Source organism: Hymenobacter piscis, from assembly GCF_018760735.1.
GTDB lineage: Bacteria > Bacteroidota > Bacteroidia > Cytophagales > Hymenobacteraceae > Hymenobacter > Hymenobacter piscis.
Window position 1 is genome coordinate 1 of record NZ_JAHHZN010000006.1, and the last position, 15,237, is coordinate 15,237.

Annotated in this window: 16 protein-coding genes; all 16 read right to left on the reverse strand. The window is 56.1% G+C overall.

Annotation, left to right across the window (positions count from 1 at the left end; all coding sequences use genetic code 11):
- Positions 1-156: 156 nt before the first annotated feature.
- The gene (locus KLP40_RS08140; protein ID WP_215593281.1) at positions 157-318 is read right to left on the reverse strand and encodes a hypothetical protein; all 162 of its coding nucleotides are present in this window, start codon (positions 316-318) and stop codon (positions 157-159) included.
- 111 nt (positions 319-429) lie between these two features.
- Positions 430-1,080, reverse strand: a complete 651-nt coding sequence (locus KLP40_RS08145) for a tetratricopeptide repeat protein (protein WP_215593282.1) — start codon at positions 1,078-1,080, stop codon at positions 430-432.
- A gap of 37 nt (positions 1,081-1,117) precedes the next feature.
- Positions 1,118-3,310 (reverse strand): TonB-dependent receptor, encoded by a 2,193-nt coding sequence (locus KLP40_RS08150; RefSeq protein ID WP_215593283.1) that lies wholly within the window; start codon positions 3,308-3,310, stop codon positions 1,118-1,120.
- 224 nt (positions 3,311-3,534) lie between these two features.
- Entirely contained in the window at positions 3,535-4,830 is a 1,296-nt protein-coding gene (locus tag KLP40_RS08155) for a phenylacetate--CoA ligase family protein (protein WP_215593284.1), read from the reverse strand.
- 186 nt (positions 4,831-5,016) lie between these two features.
- Positions 5,017-5,145, reverse strand: coding sequence for a hypothetical protein (locus KLP40_RS21405; protein ID WP_262898924.1), 129 nt, complete (start codon positions 5,143-5,145; stop codon positions 5,017-5,019).
- Positions 5,146-5,392: 247 nt separating this feature from the next.
- On the reverse strand, positions 5,393-5,875 hold the full coding sequence (locus tag KLP40_RS08160) for a hypothetical protein (protein ID WP_215593285.1): 483 nt from the start codon (positions 5,873-5,875) through the stop codon (positions 5,393-5,395).
- Positions 5,876-5,909: 34 nt separating this feature from the next.
- Complete coding sequence (locus KLP40_RS08165) at positions 5,910-6,926, reverse strand: beta-ketoacyl synthase N-terminal-like domain-containing protein (protein ID WP_215593286.1); 1,017 nt, start codon at positions 6,924-6,926, stop codon at positions 5,910-5,912.
- Between the two features lie 19 nt (positions 6,927-6,945).
- Positions 6,946-8,139: a beta-ketoacyl-[acyl-carrier-protein] synthase family protein gene (locus KLP40_RS08170; protein WP_215593287.1), complete on the reverse strand. Its 1,194-nt coding sequence runs from the start codon at positions 8,137-8,139 to the stop codon at positions 6,946-6,948.
- Positions 8,136-8,840: a 4'-phosphopantetheinyl transferase family protein gene (locus KLP40_RS08175; protein WP_215593288.1), complete on the reverse strand. Its 705-nt coding sequence runs from the start codon at positions 8,838-8,840 to the stop codon at positions 8,136-8,138. The genes KLP40_RS08170 and KLP40_RS08175 overlap by 4 nt, the downstream gene beginning before the upstream one ends.
- Positions 8,841-8,881: 41 nt before the next feature.
- Complete coding sequence (locus KLP40_RS08180) at positions 8,882-9,154, reverse strand: phosphopantetheine-binding protein (protein ID WP_215593289.1); 273 nt, start codon at positions 9,152-9,154, stop codon at positions 8,882-8,884.
- A 27-nt stretch (positions 9,155-9,181) separates the two neighbouring features.
- Positions 9,182-9,832 (reverse strand): beta-ketoacyl synthase N-terminal-like domain-containing protein, encoded by a 651-nt coding sequence (locus tag KLP40_RS08185; protein WP_215593290.1) that lies wholly within the window; start codon positions 9,830-9,832, stop codon positions 9,182-9,184.
- Positions 9,833-9,835: 3 nt separating this feature from the next.
- On the reverse strand, positions 9,836-10,978 hold the full coding sequence (locus KLP40_RS08190; RefSeq protein WP_215593291.1) for a beta-ketoacyl-[acyl-carrier-protein] synthase family protein: 1,143 nt from the start codon (positions 10,976-10,978) through the stop codon (positions 9,836-9,838).
- A complete protein-coding gene (locus tag KLP40_RS08195) occupies positions 10,975-11,403 on the reverse strand; it encodes an acyl-CoA thioesterase (RefSeq protein WP_215593292.1) in 429 nt (142 codons plus the stop codon). Before KLP40_RS08195 ends, KLP40_RS08190 begins: the two co-directional genes overlap by 4 nt.
- An 8-nt stretch (positions 11,404-11,411) precedes the next feature.
- Positions 11,412-12,137: a 3-oxoacyl-ACP reductase FabG gene (gene fabG / locus KLP40_RS08200; RefSeq protein WP_215593293.1), complete on the reverse strand. Its 726-nt coding sequence runs from the start codon at positions 12,135-12,137 to the stop codon at positions 11,412-11,414.
- 59 nt (positions 12,138-12,196) lie between these two features.
- The gene (locus tag KLP40_RS08205) at positions 12,197-13,798 is read right to left on the reverse strand and encodes an HAL/PAL/TAL family ammonia-lyase (protein ID WP_246558724.1); all 1,602 of its coding nucleotides are present in this window, start codon (positions 13,796-13,798) and stop codon (positions 12,197-12,199) included.
- Positions 13,799-14,057: 259 nt separating this feature from the next.
- Positions 14,058-15,119 carry a glycoside hydrolase family protein gene (locus KLP40_RS08210; RefSeq protein ID WP_215593294.1) on the reverse strand — a complete coding sequence of 354 codons (1,062 nt, stop codon included), beginning with the start codon at positions 15,117-15,119 and terminating at the stop codon, positions 14,058-14,060.
- Positions 15,120-15,237 lie beyond the last annotated feature (118 nt).

Genomic DNA, 15,237 nt, shown 5'->3' on the forward strand with positions numbered 1-15,237 from the left:
GAGCTCCTGCTCCTGCTGGTCCTGGGCAACGATGGCGGGGGTAGTGGTTTCGTGCAGCATAATGGAAAAAGGGAAAAGAGGGAAAAGAAAGGATGTGCCTACTCTAAGCGGTTTTCGGCGGCCCCGTGTGTGGTGTGGCGAGTGGTGGCAGCGCGCTTAGGCGGCGCTGTCGAGGCAGCAGCTGATAACAGGACCGGCGGCGGCAGCCTGCACCATCTCGAGGCGTTCTTCGAGTTCAAGAACGAACAGTCCGTTGGTGAGCTCCTGCTCCTGCTGGTCCTGGGCAACGATGGCGGGGGTAGTGGTTTCGTGCAGCATAATGGAAAAAGGGAAAAGAGGGAAAAGAAAGGATGTGCCTACTCTAAGCGGTTTTCGGCGGCCCCGTAAAATGGTATTCTGCAGTTAGAGGCAGTTGCGTGTTTTGGGTGGTTACTTGGCGGCCGCCTGGGCCTGGCAGTTACTGTTGGCACGGAGGGCATCCGCTTTGCCCCAGTGGGGTTCAAGGGTAGACTCCGGGGCTTTGGAGAAGAGCTCCGCGGCTTTCTCAAAATATTGGCAGGCAAGCTTCTTGTCGCCCCCAAACTGCTCTGGAGTTGAAAACTTACTCTGGCCGATAAGCAGATAAGGGCGGGGATTATTAGGGTTCAGCTCTTTGGCCCGCTGGAGAGCGGCGTAGCCCACGGCACTGTATTCCGGCCCCCGGGCCATGAAGTCGACATTGATCCGAAAGAAGGCAATCAGAGCGTTCAGACAATAGATTTCCGAATTGTTAGGGCTCAGGGAATTGGCTTGCTGCGTCAGAAGTTCGGCTTGGTCCAGCTTGGTGTCAATGGCATTCAGGTCCTGCTCGAACCGCACGGCCCGGATGGCGCAGTAGCTGGCGTAGTAATAGGGTAGCCACTGCGTTTTCTCAGCGGTGGCGATGCGCTCGAAGGCAGCACCGGCCTTCTGATAGGTGCTCTCCGTAGTGGCTGTGTCTAGGCTCGCTAAGTTCTGGGCAATGGCCTTCTGAAATTTGGCTGATTGAGCATAGCTGGCCGTGCTGGTGCATAGGGCGAGGAATAGCAAGGTCTTTTTCATGAGCAAGAAGGTTGTGTACAAGGGGTCAGGAAAGGATTTACAGACGGCCATCAATCACATCATTGGTCCGGTCGACACCGAAGTTCATAAACAGACCCAGGAAAACGAACGGGTTGTTGGTGGGCGTAATAGGCGTCCGCAGTTGCGGGTCGAGCCGGGAATAGGTGTAGCCGAATACTTGCTGATTGCCGAGGATATTGCTGAAAGTCAGAGCAATTACTGAAAATGACTTTCCGATTTTAGGCAGGTAGCAGATACTTAGGCCCAGGTTGTTGAAGTTGATGGTGCGGTCGGCCATAAACTCATCCGTCGACTGGTTGGGGTTAAAGTAGGGCCGGCCAGTGGCGAAAGCGTAGGAAGCACTCAGGTTAATCCGTTGGGCCGGGAAGAAGCGCTTGGCCACCACCGAGAGCGTGTGCCTGGCCGCAAAGCTTGGTTGCGCTGCCAAAGGATAATCCAGGTAATTGCGCTCCGTATCGAGGTAAGAATAGCTTACCCAGTAATCAATGCCCTTGAGGGTCTTTTTGTCGCGCCAGAACACCTCCAGGCCTTGAGCGTACCCATAGCCACTGTTGGAAAGCTGCGGCAGCGTCCTGATGAGCCCGTTGTACTTTTTGTAGTACAGCTCCGTTCGGAAAGTATAGTAGTTGTCGAGTTTCTGATAGGTAAGAATGTAGTGGTCGGCCCGGCTGAACTGCAGGCTATTATCGGTCAGTAAATAGTATTTCTCCGGTTTCTGGTAGAAGGTGCCGTAGGAGGCCAGCAGCTGGCTCTTATTGCTGAAAGTATAGTTGAGCGAAGAGCGTGGTGCCAGCTTGTGCTGGTGGAGCAGAGTACTGTTTTCTACCCGCACCCCTATGCGGCCTGATAAGTTGTCGGTGATGGAGGACTCAAGCTCCACAAACCCGGCCCCGTAGCTGTCCTGGTTGCTTCCCAGACTGGTGCGGTCCGAGTGCAGTCCTTCAACGGTGCGCATGAACTCGGCACCCCATTGCAGGCGGCCATTATTGAGCACCCGCTTCGAAAGCACAGTGCGTAGTTGCACCAAAGAGGTCTTGTCGTAACTCAGGGAGTCGTACACTGAGTGCTTAGTGCCATCGGGCCGCAGAGCCAGGCCGAAGCGGTCCAAGTTATAATTGAGGCCGGCTCCGAGGTAAAACTTCCAGCCCTTGCTTAGGCCCTGGCTGTAAGTCAGGTTGGAGTAGAGGTTGGTGTTGCGAAGACTGACCTGGTCAAGAAGGGTAGCGTAATCCGTATTTGGTTGGGCCAGGGATAAGTTACTCCGGCCTATACTATTATATAATTTTAGTATTCCTTTGTCGTTTATTTTTCTCTTTATAAAAAAATTTGCGTCTAAATATTTGGGTGCGTTAGTGAAAGTAATATTAGGTTTTATTAATGAAAAAACCAAATCTAAATCGGTGTACTTTGTAAAAATTCCGGTTAGATTTTTTTTGTCTTTTGAAAGAATTTGTATGCCTCCTTCAATAGAAAGCGGGGAGATGCCAAAGTCCGCGTTGCTGCTGGCCGGAAGGTCTTCTGAGTCCAGAACCAGGGCCGAGGACAGGGCTTGGCCATAGAGGGCGGAGTATCCTCCACTACTGAAATAAGCCCCCTTGAACAAGCCCGGCGCGAAGCGGCTCCGGGAGGCCTGGTTGGCCGGGGTGCTATAAGTGAAGTTATTGACCAGCAGCCCATCCATGAACATCTTGCTTTCGGTACCGGTACCGCCCCGCACAAACAGGCCGCTACTTTCACCTACCTGCTGGGCTCCGGGCAGTGTTTTGAGCGCCGAAACTACGTTGCCATCCATGGCGGTGGTCAGGATCTCGGTCGAATTGAGCGTTAGAACCTTGTTTTTATCATCGTTCTCAAACTTTTTCGCCAGCACTACTACTTTGCCCAGCGCCAGCGCCTTTATCGTAAAAACAATCTGGCACTGAACCGTTGCTGTTGAATCAGGGATGTTGATTTCCTGAATGACATCCTGGAAGCCATCGGCCGTGGACAGAAGCAGTCGAGGACCTACTTCGACGGTTTCAAAGCTAAACCGGCCATCCGGCCCCGACACCGTACCATCGTAGCTGCCGTCCAGCGCAATGCGGACGTTGGCCAGGGGTTTGGCGTTATAATCGGTTACAATGCCAGTGATACTGCTTTGGCCATGAGCTACTCCAGCTCCTATAGTAATAAGGCCGAGCGTGCTAATAATTAATAAATTATTTTTCATGGCTATGATGGCTTTTTTATTATCAGAAGATTTTGTTTTTGTATAATATTTTTATTCTGATTTGGGATGGCTAGCGGTGTGCTGCCTTGCTTGATGATTTAAAATTGTAGAAATATTTTCCTGGTAGATAATCTATTACACCAACTCCCGGATTCTCGGTATTAAGCGGGTGTTTTTATCACTTTTATCCGGGTCGGGCAGGCTTGGTTCGGGAGAACATGCATTCAAGCGGCTCGTCGATCCAGGAACGTGCGCGGCTTGCGGCTGTCGCCGGCGAACAGAAGGCTGTGTACTTCCGCTACCGGTTTAAATTCCAAGGAGGGCACGATGCGCAGCTTGGCGCGCAGGTGGTCGCGCAGATGGCCTTTTGCGTGGTCTGACAACTCATGGCAGCCAATGTGCAGCAGCAACTCATCGGTGCCGATGGAGTTGGTATAGCTCTCTACCTGGAAGTTTTTGACGAAGTCTACCTCATGGAGGGCATCGTGAATGAGCTGAGGATAGAGTGTGGTGCCCTTGTACTTTACTAGGTGTTGCCGGCGGCCCACAATTGGGCTTAGGCGCAGCGTGGAACGTCCGCAGGAGCAGGCTGCAGAGTGAGCTGCGCACATGTCGCCGGTTTTGAACCGTAGCAGCGGCATGCCTTCCACGCCCAGCGTTGTAATCGTCAGCTCGCCCACCTCCCCTTCCGGCACGGGCTGGTTGCGGGCATCGAGCACTTCCACGATAAGCAGTTCCGGATGATGGTGGCCTCCCTGACCCGCCTCACATTCGGTGAACGATGTGCCCATTTCGGTGGAGGCATAAGTGGAATGTAGGGCCACATTCCACTTGGAGCGGATGCGCTGGCCGAGAGTGTTGAGAGAGAAGTCGGGGTTGCGAATGTTCTCGCCGATGCAGATTACCCGGCGTACACTGCTGGAGGCGTAATCAATCTGGTGCTCATCGGCGTATTCCAGCAGCTTGAGAATAAAGCTCGGTACCGCAATAATAGCCGTTGGGTGCAGGCGCTGAATGGTGTCCCACTGCATTTCAGGTACTCCGCTGCCTACCCGAATAATTCCTGCCCCCAGGCGGCGAGCCCCCAGAAAGTAGGCCAGTCCCGCCATGAAGCGCTTATCGAGTGTGGTGGTGAGTTGGTAGAGCTCACCCGGGCCGCCACCGGCGCAGCCCAAGGAGAGAAATTCATTGTAAGCCAGGCGGTCCAGGTCATGATCGGTGAGCCCGAACGTAACGGGCTGCCCCAGGGTCCCGGAGGTACACACATAATCAGCAATGTGCCGGGGATCCACGCACAGGAAATCTTCAGAATGCTGGTGCAGGTCGTGCTTGGTTGTTACCGGTAGCCTAACCAAATCATCCAGTCGTTGAATGTCGTCAGGCCGAATGTTGGCCCGGGCGAAGGCACGTTGGTAGAACGGGGAGTGCGTCGCCAGGTACGTGAGCAGTTCCCGGAGCTTGCCTTCCTGAAACGCTTTGATGGCCGCGGCGGACTGAAATTCAATAGCTGGAATAGACATGAGGCTGATAGGCGAAGAAGTGGCGAGGTTGGACAAGGGCGGGCCATGCTGCCCGTCTGCGGGCAGCTTATGGACCTGATTAGCAGAGGTAGGAGAGCATGCGCTACCCGGCAGGGCGCGCAGCGTTAGGGTATTAGGTGATGTCCCGGGTAAATACCGTTTCGAAAAAGGAAGCGGAACGGCCTTTTAGGTAGCGTAGGGCTGAAAGCAGCCCATTACCCGACAGAGCACGTGGCGCTCATGCTGAATGCTGGCTACAAAATCGAGGAGCAGGTTGCGGGGGGTGTACTGAACCGTCAGGTCCAGGGTGGCCATTGTAAAGGGGTCGATGGGGCGGAGAAATTTACCGCTGGTGCAGGTCCTTAACAGTAGCCGCTGGGACAGGTGATGCTGTAGTACGTCCTTTACCATGCCCAGCACACAAACCCCTGGCACAACCGGGCGGCTCGGAAAATGTCCCTCATACAATGCGTGACGGGAGTTTAGGCGGACTTGCAGATGGAGCTGATCGAGTTCCTGCACCTGGGAATCAAGCGTGAAGAAAGTGCCCAGCAGAAGGTAGTCAGTGCGTTGCATGGCAGGTCGGAATTAGGGCGAGGGTAACATATTCGGGCTCGGGCTCCAGAAACAGGCGCATCTCACAGTGGGCTACCAGTATCTCGTGGTAGCGGCTGGTGGTGCGAACGACCAGCATGTCCGGGGCGCGGAGCAATATTTCCACGTGTGTAATCAGGGTATGATTCACCGGCACCATCTGGTAGATGTGCGCCTGCTTGAGGGCCGCAATAAAACCGATGCGCGGAGCAGCATCTTGTTGGCGGGCTTCGTAGCCGGCTTTGAGGGCTACTGCCTGAGCCATGCTCTCCAGAATGCCCCCCTCACTAAGGTAGCCGTCCTGCACCATCAGGTGCTCGGGGTGCACCCACAGGCTGGCCCAGGCTTCATCGGGCTGGCAATGGTAAAGGGTATCGATGAGGGCAAACGGAGCTTGCTGCGGGATATAGGCCGCCACCTGATCAGGGCCAACTAGCGGGCGGGTCGTCATCGGTCGGGCCTGTGCGGAACGCCGGCTGGTTGGCTCAGTCCCGATCGAGGAGGATGAAGCTGTAGTTGACATCACGGTAGTGGTTAATGATCAGGCAGGTAGTAGGCGTGGGTGCACTGGCGCTAGCGGCAGTCTCATTCAGGCGCCTGACGCCTAGCCACACGGCAAAAGCAGTGGCCGTGTGGTACTCGCCACAGTAGTTTTTGAAGTACTCCCGGGGCGTAACCGGTAGGAAGGCGTCGGCGGCCCGCAGCTTCTGGTCCGCAGCGGCATCCCCGGATTGTCCGACCAGCACCAGATCTAACTCGGCGGGACTGAGTTGCTGTTGCTGCAGCAAGTCGGTTATGGCTTGGGTTACTTCCCAATCGGTGCGCGGGTTGAACAACGTGCGCACGGCTCGCACCGTAGCCAGAGTGCCGGGCTGGCGGTTGGCGGAAAGCACCAGGAAGGTGGCTCCTTCGCCGGGCTGCACGCCGGATGTGGTACTGCGTTCCACGGGACCAGCCTGGGCAGGCGCTTTCACGTGGCCGGCCTGCTCAAGCAGGTTGGTATATGTGGAGGTACTTTCGTCGAGGCCGCCTACCAGCACGTTAGTGATGGCGCTATCAGGCTCGTTGAGTAGCAGTAGGCCATCGAGCAACGCTGTTTCAAAGGAAAACCCCCGGTGGGTGTAGGTCATGTTATACCCGTAGCACTGCAGTCGGAGAGCCAACTGACCAGCCACCGCATTATCGAGCGACTGGATGAAGGGCGTGGGGGGAATGGTTTCCTCGGCGTGCTCCAGCAGGGAGGTTTCAAACTTTTCAAATCCGTCAAAGCTGCCCAGGCCGGAGCCTACGGTAATGGCGTCTACCTGGCTGAGCCCGGCATCGGTGAGGCAGTGCGTGGCCGCGTAAAGCCCCATTTTTACCAGACGTGGAGTCCGGCGCAGCTCGCCCGCACTCAGTACATCGGCATAGGCCGGGTCGGGGGCCGTGAGCGGGCCGACTCGGACCGGCTCGGTAGGGACATACGGATTAATGCTGTGGATGCTGTTGATGTAGGCGCGCATGACAAAGGCAGCTAAGGGTTTAGGGCTGAGAGAAAAGCAGGGCGCAGCAGGATCCGCCCATGGCGGCAGAAGTCGACAGCACGTGGTGCAGGTTGGGGACTGTCCGAAGGGTGCGCACCGGAACCAGCCCGTGGTCAGGTATGGGCTCCGCAAAATTCAGACTGGGCCAGATCAGCCCCTGGTTGAGAGCCAGTACCGACAGTACCGCTTCGATGCCACCGGCTGCTCCCAGTGCGTGTCCGGTGAAGGGCTTGGTGGAGCTGAAAGGCGGAGCCTGATCGGGGAAAACGGCCCGGATGGCCTGGCCTTCCGTAAGGTCGTTGTTGGCCGTGCCCGTGCCGTGAGCGTTGAGGTAGCCGATGGCCTCCGGGGGCAGTGCCGCCCGGCGCAGGGCTTGGTGCATGGCCAGTTGCAATCCATAGCCGGTGGGCGAGGACGCGGTCTGGTGGTGGGCGTCGTTGGTGAGACCGTACCCGCTGAGCCGGGCCCGGAGCGGGGCTTTCCGCTGACGGGCAGTGGCTTCTGCTTCCAGCACCAGATAGGCGGCCCCTTCGCCCAGATTAATGCCTTTACGGTTGGCGTCAAAGGGTTTGCAGGGTTCGGGGTCGAGCAGCAGCAGGGAATTGAAGCCATTGAGCGTGAACCGAGCCAGCGCGTCGGTTCCTCCTACCACTACCCGGTCCAGCACGCCTTGCTGAATCAGGCGGGCGCCCAATACAATGGCATTAGCCGAGGAAGCACAGGCCGTATTCACGGTGGTCACCAAGTCGCGGATTCCGAGCCGACGGCTGATGAATTCCGTGCTGTCAGCGTTGTCGTAGGTGTCGATGAAAGCCGGCGTGACTCGCGCTTCCAAAAAATCCTGATAGAAATGCTCCGCGTGTCCCGTACCGCCAACCGTTGAAGCCGATATCAGCCCCGTCCGCGCAGTATCGGCAGGACCGAGGCCGGCGTGCTGCCAGGCTTCGCGGGCCGCCAGATAGCCAAGCAGCGTCGTGCGGGTCAGTTCGGCATCGGGCAGAGCCGCCAGCATAGCCAACTCGTTGTCTGAGAAGCTGACCTCTCCGGCCACGTAACGTCCTTGCAACCGGGTGGTAACATGGTGAATTGGGCCCAGGCCGGATCGGCTCTGTTGCAGCGTATTGAGCGCGGTGGCCACATCGGGTCCCAGCGCGGATATCATTCCGATACCCGTTACATACACGTTAATCATGCGCTTCGGTAGCTGATGAGTGGATAGTGGTCGGTTGGGTTGGAAGACAGGATCGGGAAGCTGACTTGGCGGAGTGGGGTCAGGGCTTCGGGTTGGCTGGAGGCCACATGCAGGGTATAGGCCGCGGCCTCTGGCAACCATACTTCCCGCACGTGCCAATGCGTGCCGGCCAGCAGGGCCTGCCGGTGTTGAATCTGAATCTCGCGCAGTGGAATGTTCAGGCCCCGGCCATCGGCCTTGGCCACGGCTTCCTTCTGGGTCCAGAGGTTGTAAAATTGCTGCAGCGTGTCGGTTCTGGGAGCCATTATGGCCGCCCATTCTGCGGAGCGGAAATGCGGGCGAAACGCGCGAATACTTTTGGGTGCCCGGTACTCCATGTCAAGGCCAACGCGGCAGGTGGTGCTTAGTGCGCACGCCACGTAGCCACCCGAGTGGGCCAGGTTAAAATCGATTTCGGAGCCAGGCAGGTAAGGTCGGTTATCGGGCGTGCGCTGCACATGCTCGAGTAGCTGCGGCTCCGCCTGGGCGCTCAGGGCGTGCTGGAGCAGTAGTGCCCCGAATAGCGTAGCCTGCTGGCGGGCGGGTCGGCGGCAGGCCAGCACCCGTTGTTGCCAGGCGGGTGGCAGCCGGGCCAGGTACCCGGCCAGTACCATCGGCGGCAGGGCCGCCAGCCCGAAAGGAGTATACCACAGCTCAATCATAGTCTGGAGGCGGCCCGGGCCCAAGCCCGGGCCGGCTGTCCTTAGGCGGCTACCGGAGCCGACTGGTGCTCGGCAATGAATTCGGCCAGCGTAGCCAGCGAGAAGAAGGCTTTCTTCATCTGGGCCGGATCAGTGACTTTGATGCCGTAATACTTGCTTAGAATGACAGTGAGCTCCAGCGCGTCGATGGAGTCTAGGCCCAGCCCGTCGTAGTCGAACAGGGGAGCGTCGGGGTTGATGTCAGCGGGTTGCAGATCTACCAGATTCAGTTCCTGAATTATCTGGCCTTTGAGTTGTTCGATGAGCGTTGACATGGTAGTGGGGAAAAAGGTGAAAATGAATTAGGAATAATGCGGTTGGGAATAGAGCAACTCCACGTCGGGCACCCGATGCGGACGGGGAGTTGGCGCGGGAGAAGCGTGGTTTTCGACTAGGTAGAAGAAGGCTTCGTGCCCCGTGAGGCCTGCTTCCAGCCATCCGCACAGGCAGGCCTGGCAGCTTTTCTCGGCCAGCAGCTGGCTCACGTAGGGCACCAGCATGGCCGGCTCGAAGGACTCGGTCACGAACAGGCTGTTTTCGCCCGTAAGCTGGTGGCGGATGCTGATTTCGCCGATGGCAATGTTGGGCAAGGTGTACACGAACACCGCCGGGCTCGGGAAGTGGCTGGCCGGCTCCGCAATGCTTTGCTGATGTACCACGTCGGTAAGCAGGCTGGAGGAGCGGTTAGTGAGCACTACCCCGATATCGGCGGGGCGGAGTCGGTCTTGTAGTCCCGCCTTGGGCAGCAGCAGCTCAGCCGTCAGAAAGGCGAGCTTGCTGAGCACATCCATCTTGAAGAACTTGGGGTAGCTCACCCCGAAGTGCCGGTAGCCGGCAATGAGGAAGTCGGAGAGGTCGGCGGCCGTGTCTTCGGGAGCCTCGAATAGGAGGGTTCCGTTGAGGAAAATCTGCCGGCCGCGAATAGCGCAGGTGGCGGTAATGCTCGTTTCCATAGGTCAGGCAGTTGTGGCGAAAAGAACGGCCGCGTTGCAGCCCCCAAAGCCGGAGGAAGTCTTCAGAAAGCGGCGCAACCGGGCCGGGCCGCGTTGCAGCACCGGGCGCACGGGCAGGGTAGTGCCGCACGTTTCGTATCCCTTTGATACAATCAGCTCCTGGTGCCGCATCGACTCAATGCCCATCACGGCTTCCAGCAGCCCGGCCGCGCCCAGAGTATGGCCGAAGTAGCCCTTGAGACTGTGCAGCGGCACCTCCTGCAAGCCGGCCCGGTGGAAGGCCTGGGCCTCCATCTCGTCGTTGTAGCGGGTGGCCGTGCCGTGGGCCCCAATGAAGTCAACGGTGTCGTCGTCGGCCTGTCGGAGCGTGCGGGTAATGGCTTGGTACAGACCTTCTCCGGTGCGCGATGGTGCCGAGATATGGTGGGCGTCGTTGGTGCTGGAACCGGCTACCACTTCCACCGCTTCGGCGCTGGTGGCGGGGGCCGTGGTCAGCACCAGGGCTACCGCGGCGTCGCCGAGGTTGATGCCGGTACGGGCCGCGTCGAAGGGCAGGCAGGGCTGGCGGCTGAGCGCGTTGAAGCAGTGGAAGCCTGAGAGCGTAAACTTGGATACCTCATCGGCGCCCACTACCACTACGTGGCGGTAGAGGCCGGTGCTGAGCAGTCGTTTCGCCACCAGTACGCCCTGCAGACTGGAAATGCAGGCGTTGGACAACACCAGCGGGGTATGAGCGAAGCCGCAGGCCCGGGCCACGGTGCGGGCCAGGTGGCTCAGGTAGAGGGCGGGGGCTACCGGCTGCTCAGTACCGCTGGCCAAATGGGCAATGTTGCCCTTCGTGGAGCAGTACACCAGCAGCGTATCCGGACCGGTCAGGGGTTCCGAAAACTGGGCCTGCACATCCCGCAAAGCCATAATGCTCATTTGTTCCAGCTTGCTGTACTGGTGCGCCGCGTAACCCAGGGCCGTGAAGTGGGTCGTTAGCGGAGTTTCGTCAATCGTGGCGGCGCAGAAGCTTTCATCGGAGAAGTCAAACCAATGGGGGCGCAGGGCCGACTGCCCGGCCTGTACCGCTTGAAAGGTAGCCGCGGTGCCGAAGCCCAGGGGCGTGATGCAACTGCTGGCCATGGAGAAGATCTTTTTCATGCGAGTAGGGCGGGGGATGGTAGCCAGCGTTGCTGCCACTCCGTGAAACACGGGGGCGCCAGAAGCTGCAGTTGCAGGTGAGCATCGGTAAAAACCTGGGTAGTCCGGGCCGTGCACACTACCTGCCGGGTTTCAGCGTGGCGGATGCAGTACTCGAAGCAGATACGCGGCGTGGCGCTGGGCACGAAGCGGGTTTCCACCGTGAGCGTATCCCCATAGCGGGCCGCCCGTCTATAGTCGATGTCCAGCTTCACGAGCGGAATGCCGTAGCCGGCTTTCTCCAGCAGATGGTAGCCCAGGCCGTACTGGCGAGCAAATTCTTCCCGGCCGTCTTCCAGGTACTTTATATAGTGCCCGTGCCAGACGATGTGCATGGCATCAACCTCACAAAAACGGACGGTTACTTCTCTGATAATCTGCAGCATAGCTTGGGTTAGTACTGAGCTCCATTGATGGAAATAACCTGTCCGCTGATATAAGCCGCTTGCCCCGAAGCCAGGAAGCCTACTAGGTTGGCTACTTCCTCTGGTTCCCCAAAGCGGTGCATCGGAATAAGCGGCAGATAATCCTCTTCCCGCAGGCCCTGAAGCATTTCAGTGCGGATCAGCCCCGGGGCTACGGCATTAACCGTAATCCCCCGCCGACCAACTTCCTGAGCCAGCGCCTTGGTTGCCCCGATAACTGCCGCCTTCGCGGCCGAGTAGTTCGTCTGGCCCAGTTGCCCCTTCAGCCCCGATAGGGATACCATGTTGATGACCCGCCCGGATTTCTGCCGGATCATGTTGCGGATCAGCAGGCGCGTCACGTTGAAAAAGCCGCCCGCGCTGGCGTCCATCACCTGTTGCCACTCCTCGTTGGTCATGAGCATCAGCAGGCCATCATGACGAATACCGGCGTTGTTGACCAGCACTTCTACACGCTTGTCGGGGTTGTCGGCGAGCCAGGTGCCCAGAACCTGTTCCACTTCCTGGCTATTGCCCACGTCGAAGCGCAGCAGTTCGGCTTCCATGCCCTGGGCCCGCACCAGATCCTGAACTTGCTCAGCGGCAGCCTGGTTGGCCACGTAGTTGATGACGAGGTGGTAGCCCTGCTCGGCCAGCTTCAGGCAAATGGCGCGGCCAATGCCCCGGGAGCCACCCGTCACGAATGCATACTTCATACTCTTGGTTGCACTAAAAGGTAAAAGCGTCGTCGGCGCGGCCAACTAAGGCGCCGGGGTCAGGCAACCAGTTCGGATACTTGCTCCGGCACGGCCACCTTGGATTCGGTCACGTCGGGTGTGGGTAATTGGATATGCTCGTGTTGGAGGTACTCCTTGATGACCAGAATCTTTTCGGCCATCACGGTGTCCTCCGTAAAGACGGGCACCAGAGCCCGCAACTGCTGGTACACGCCCCGCGCCACCGACGAAAGCCGGTTCTCGAAGCCCAGGTAGTCCACGGCCTGGATGGTGGTCAGCAGCTGAACGGCCAGCACCTGGTAAGTATTCTCGATAACCTTGCTCGTAATCTGGGCCGAATTCGTGCCCATGCTCACCAGGTCCTGGTTGTCGTTGTTGTTGGGAATGCTGTGCACGTACATCGGGAACGAGAACGTCTGGTTCTCCGCCACCGTGGAGGTCGCCACAAACTGGGCCCCCTGCATGCCGAGGTTGAAGCCCAGTCGACCGAGGTTCACGAAGGGCGGTAGCTTCTGGTTGAGCTTGTTATTGAGCAGAAAGTTGAGCTGGCGCTCAGCCAGCATGGAGAGCTTGGTAATGGCAATTTTGAGCTTGTCCATCTCCAGCGAAACGTAGTCGCCGTGGAAGTTTCCGCCGTGGTATACGCTGCCCTTCTCCTGGTCAATGATTGGGTTGTCACTCACCGAGTTAATCTCGTGCATTACCACCGCGGTGGCATTCGTGATGGTATCGTGCACTGGTCCCAGAATCTGGGGCACGCAGCGAATGGAATAGAACTCCTGCACTTTATCTTCCAGCACGTCGGCCGTTACCTTCTTATCGTAGAGGTGCTCGTGGCGCTTGCGCACCAAGGCACTGTCCTGAAGCACAGCCCGCATTTGGGCGGCTACGTGCTGCTGACCGGGATGGTGCTTGGCCTCATTCAGCGGGGCTGAGTAGTGGTCGTCATAGGATTCCACAATTTCCGAGAGCAGGCTGGACGCCACCAAGCCCCAGTTGAGCAGGTTGCGGCTATGGATAAGGTTCACCACTCCTATTCCCGTCATGGCGGAGGTACCGTTCATCAAGGCCAAGCCTTCCCGCAAGTGCACGCTCAGCGGGGCCAGGCCATACGCCGCCAGCACCTCGGCCGTGGGGGTCTGCCGGCCCTCGTGCCAGACCTTACCTTCCCCAATAAGACCGAGGGCCAAGTGGGCCAGTTGCACCAGGTCGCCGCTGGCACCCACGCTACCGTGCTCGAAGATGACAGGGAAAATGTCGCGGTTGATGAACTCCTGCAATAGTAATACTACTTCGGGATGAACACCTGATTTACCCTGCAAAAACGTATTAAGGCGGGCAATCATGAGGGCCTTAACGAAAATGGTGTCTACTGCTTTGCCCTGGCCTGCGCAGTGGCTCCGGATCAGGTTGTATTGCAGCTGGGCTTGCTCTGTTTCATCTATTCGGTACTGAGCCATCGGCCCGAACCCCGTGTTGATACCATAAATTAACTTATCTTTGGCAAAATCAACCAGAAAAGAGAAACAGTCATTTACACGAATCATAGCTGATTCGCTGATTGCTATATCGTCATCTTTAAATAAAATCTGGTAGAAATCATTCAACGTGATGCTGCGGTTGCCTACAGTCGTAATCATGGCAAGGAAGATGAATGGTGGTAGTTATTTGGATGGCTGGTGCACGAATCAGGTTGCGGCCTGTTTTCTGATATAAATGTCGATGTATGTGATAGGATAGTGAAATATTTTACACCAACTGGCTAATTATAGGTGTGAAAAGGGTGTTGATACTATCAAATGCATTTGATAAAAAAATAATTAATAGAACAATAAAAAAGGCATCTGGTGTAAACCAAATGCCTTTGCATAAAGCCATTATACAGGGTGTTGTTTTATATTACAATTCAACTGCTGATATGTCTAGGTAGTCAGCCGAAATACTTATATTCTGCTGCGGTAGGAGATGTAGAAGAGCTTTAGCCTCCCAGAACTCAGAGAGTAGTTCTGGGCGCTGTCCTGGCAATAGTGCTATAGCCTCTTCGTGCATAATTTGCTTCTGGAGATGGTGTTGCCAGAAGCGGAAGCTTTTCTCGTAGGCTGGGTTTTTGGTTAAGCGGTACAGCTTGTAATAGAGGTAGGCAACGCCAGCGCTACCCTCCTGAAAATAGGCATTTTGTAATCCGCTACTGCTGCTGTCAGTCCGAAGAGTAGTATTTAGTCCTACCAAATCTGCAATTCTGCCTAATTCCGAATCATGGAAAAGCAGTTCAGCCTGATACAGCAACAGGGCAATTGGCAAATCAACGCCACTGGCCCAACTTAGCTTGTTGGAATATGAATGCCCTGATCCGTCGTTGAAGACAAGGTCAGGAAAAATAGCGTATTGACCTTTGGAAAAATCAGTCTCCCGTCGGGTTGAAATAAGGAACTTGAGCTCATTGTGTAGTATTTCCTGGATAAGCTGCGGGGCAATACCTTTAGCATGCAAGTTGATTAGTAAATCTAATTCGAGCAGCAGTCCTCCGTTTTTATAAAGGCGAATTGTAGATTTTGTGTTTTTTGTAAAAATAGATCTTTTGCTTTGTGAATATATCGTATGTATTTGCTTAGTTAAAATACCTTCATAGCTTGCTAAGTCGAAATGTTTGCTATAATATAGTATATGTGATATGGCGTTGTTAATTTCATTTACATGGATGATATCTGAATTTATTAAGCAGTAAAGATAGCTATCTAATTTATGTGCGGATAAATTATTGTTATTATTAGGATTGGTGTAAAGGGAAACCTGATGGTGTAGCCACGTTATTTTTATTGAACACGAAGGCGACAAGATAGGTGCAATTGCTGTCTGGTTTACGACCTCTATGGCTTTAGCTAAATGAGAAACCTGCCCCGTCTTTTTAAAAAGTAGAAAATTGTACACGGGATTACTGAATAAGCTGTCACCTTCTTTCATGATGGTACTGTAGTGCGAATAGACTGATGTAAATAAATTGCTTAGCATGGGATAATATAAATATCCTGACCTTCTGAGCTTTTGTGAAAAAGCCCAGAAGGTCAGGGGTTAATGATTC

What these genes read in the sequence shown, in the direction of transcription:
- KLP40_RS08140 (WP_215593281.1), bottom strand. Translation starts at nt 318, where the DNA reads ATGCTGCACGAAACCACTACCCCCGCCATCGTTGCCCAGGACCAGCAG.
- KLP40_RS08145 (WP_215593282.1), bottom strand. Translation starts at nt 1,080, where the DNA reads ATGAAAAAGACCTTGCTATTCCTCGCCCTATGCACCAGCACGGCCAGC.
- KLP40_RS08150 (WP_215593283.1), bottom strand. Translation starts at nt 3,310, where the DNA reads ATGAAAAATAATTTATTAATTATTAGCACGCTCGGCCTTATTACTATA.
- KLP40_RS08155 (WP_215593284.1), bottom strand. Translation starts at nt 4,830, where the DNA reads ATGTCTATTCCAGCTATTGAATTTCAGTCCGCCGCGGCCATCAAAGCG.
- KLP40_RS21405 (WP_262898924.1), bottom strand. Translation starts at nt 5,145, where the DNA reads ATGGCCACCCTGGACCTGACGGTTCAGTACACCCCCCGCAACCTGCTC.
- KLP40_RS08160 (WP_215593285.1), bottom strand. Translation starts at nt 5,875, where the DNA reads ATGACGACCCGCCCGCTAGTTGGCCCTGATCAGGTGGCGGCCTATATC.
- KLP40_RS08165 (WP_215593286.1), bottom strand. Translation starts at nt 6,926, where the DNA reads ATGCGCGCCTACATCAACAGCATCCACAGCATTAATCCGTATGTCCCT.
- KLP40_RS08170 (WP_215593287.1), bottom strand. Translation starts at nt 8,139, where the DNA reads ATGATTAACGTGTATGTAACGGGTATCGGAATGATATCCGCGCTGGGA.
- KLP40_RS08175 (WP_215593288.1), bottom strand. Translation starts at nt 8,840, where the DNA reads ATGATTGAGCTGTGGTATACTCCTTTCGGGCTGGCGGCCCTGCCGCCG.
- KLP40_RS08180 (WP_215593289.1), bottom strand. Translation starts at nt 9,154, where the DNA reads ATGTCAACGCTCATCGAACAACTCAAAGGCCAGATAATTCAGGAACTG.
- KLP40_RS08185 (WP_215593290.1), bottom strand. Translation starts at nt 9,832, where the DNA reads ATGGAAACGAGCATTACCGCCACCTGCGCTATTCGCGGCCGGCAGATT.
- KLP40_RS08190 (WP_215593291.1), bottom strand. Translation starts at nt 10,978, where the DNA reads ATGAAAAAGATCTTCTCCATGGCCAGCAGTTGCATCACGCCCCTGGGC.
- KLP40_RS08195 (WP_215593292.1), bottom strand. Translation starts at nt 11,403, where the DNA reads ATGCTGCAGATTATCAGAGAAGTAACCGTCCGTTTTTGTGAGGTTGAT.
- fabG (WP_215593293.1), bottom strand. Translation starts at nt 12,137, where the DNA reads ATGAAGTATGCATTCGTGACGGGTGGCTCCCGGGGCATTGGCCGCGCC.
- KLP40_RS08205 (WP_246558724.1), bottom strand. Translation starts at nt 13,798, where the DNA reads ATGATTACGACTGTAGGCAACCGCAGCATCACGTTGAATGATTTCTAC.
- KLP40_RS08210 (WP_215593294.1), bottom strand. Translation starts at nt 15,119, where the DNA reads ATGAAAGAAGGTGACAGCTTATTCAGTAATCCCGTGTACAATTTTCTA.